The sequence below is a fragment of the Synergistota bacterium genome, from assembly GCA_025060595.1.
Lineage (GTDB): Bacteria > Synergistota > GBS-1 > GBS-1 > GBS-1 > 42-11.
Window position 1 is genome coordinate 1 of sequence record JANXBX010000027.1, and the last position, 2,006, is coordinate 2,006.

Sequence of the window (2,006 nt, forward strand, 5' to 3'; positions counted from 1 at the left end):
ACATCAAGCCCAAGTTCATTAACAAGATGGCTTGCAGCAGTAACATAATATATATCTTTAACCCCTGTTTTAGCACCCAAGGCAGCTAAAGCTTCATACTCAGGACCCCCGCTTTCCATACCTTTATACTTTCCTTCAGAGATAACCGTATGCCTTCCACAAGCAATGGGACAGTTAAAACAAGCATAAGGCTTGACACTAAGCTTTTCATGATAAACCTTATAACCTAAATAGTCGTTAAACTCTGGCATCTTGCTTCTTTTCCAGTTATAAAAGGGAACTAAACCGGTTAAATTCATAGCATCAAAGAATGAAGGTGTACCAAACTTGCTCAGCTCATCCCTTACAAAGGGCTCCTCAAATATCTCGTTTATAGCCTTTTTAATCATTTCTTTGAAAGCCTCAGAATCGGCAAAGCTAACTTTAAAACGAGAACCGTAGACAGCAATAGCTTTAAGGTTTTTAGAACCCATTACCGCTCCTCCACCACCGCGACCAGCTGTTCTGTGACCATCAACTACAACAGCTGAAAATCTAACCTGCTTTTCTCCAGATTCACCAATAGCAGCCACCTGAATTCCCCTATTGCCATGCTTTTCTCTTATCTTCTCTTGGACTTCTTTCGGCGAAAGCCCTTTAAGATTCTCAGCATCTACAAACTCCACCTTATCATTATTTACATAGAGATATTTAAGAGCTTTAGCTTTCCCATGAATGACTATCATATCGTAGCCACACCTTTTTATCTGAGGCGCAAGGTGTCCACCCACATTAGATGCAAATATGGTATTAGTTAATGGAGATTTAAACATAACTACTGTTCTACCAGAAGTGGGAGCACCCGTATCTGTTAGCGGACCGGTAATGAATAGGATCTTATTCTCCTCAGAAAGGGGATCTATATGAGGCTTAAGATTATCATACAAATATCTTGCTCCAAACCCTTCCCCACCTACATAGAGGCTATACCAGTCTTGAGGCACATCTTCCTCCCAAAAGCTCTCCTTCGACAGATCCACATGCAGGATCTTCCCCGGACAACATGGAGGAATCATAAGAATTTCACCCCCTTATTAGCGATTTTCAAAAATTATTTTAGCAGAATTCCAAGCTAAAGTAAACAAGATAAAATTTATTAGATTATTAATACAAAAAGTCATACCAAAATTAACACAGAATCAGTTATTGAAACAAAAATTTATACATAATTTGTACAACACATTTACATATTTTTTTAAAAACTATTGCTAAACAATAGTGATAGACAAATAGATCTAAAATATGTATAATATAATTGAGCAATAAGTGTACCAATAATTTTAAGAAAGGGGGTAGCAAAAGATGAGGATCAAAAGGTTCAGTATCATGACGTTTACGCTATTTCTCACAGTTATACTTTCCTCCTTCGTCTATGGAGCTGGTTTAGATTTTGATCCTAACTCAGGGTATACTGTTCAAAGCGCAACTTTAGATGGTAAAACCATCCAGTATCGTGCTTACACAAATATCCCATACGTAACAAATCCTGTGCTTGCTTGGGAAAATGGACAGCTAGTAAACTACCAAGTTATGAATATCTACATACCTGTGGAGTACTTTGAAGGAAAATCCATCAATGGCTATACCGCTGGAACAGCTCCTATATACTTTATAAACGGTGTAGGAGGTTATAGGCCTGCGATGCCTCTATCTATCAACCCTACTGCTACAGATAACAGAACGAAATCTATGCTTCTGGCTTTATCGAAGGGATTTATAGTAGCATCTCCTGGTGCAAGAGGGTGGACATTAGCCAACCAGGAAGGGAAATACATAGGTAAGGCTCCAGCTGCAATTGTAGATCTCAAGGCAGCAGTTCGCTACCTACGCTACAACGACGGAAGGATGCCAGGAGACGCTAACAAAATAATTCCCACAGGTGTAAGTGCTGGTGGAGCCTTAACAGCACTACTTGGAGCTACTGGAAATCACCCCGACTATGAATCTTATCTCACCAAACTTGGTGC

Annotated in this window: 2 protein-coding genes; one reads left to right on the forward strand and one right to left on the reverse strand. The window is 39.4% G+C overall.

Annotated elements, in window-relative coordinates:
• The coding region (locus NZ900_09695; GenBank protein ID MCS7234351.1) for an aldehyde ferredoxin oxidoreductase at nt 1-1,055 on the reverse strand (1,055 nt) is incomplete at its 3' end.
• Between the two features lie 286 nt (nt 1,056-1,341).
• On the opposite strand from NZ900_09695, the gene NZ900_09700 reads away from it, so the two are divergent.
• On the forward strand, nt 1,342-2,006 hold a 665-nt coding region (locus NZ900_09700), incomplete at its 3' end, for an alpha/beta hydrolase (GenBank protein ID MCS7234352.1).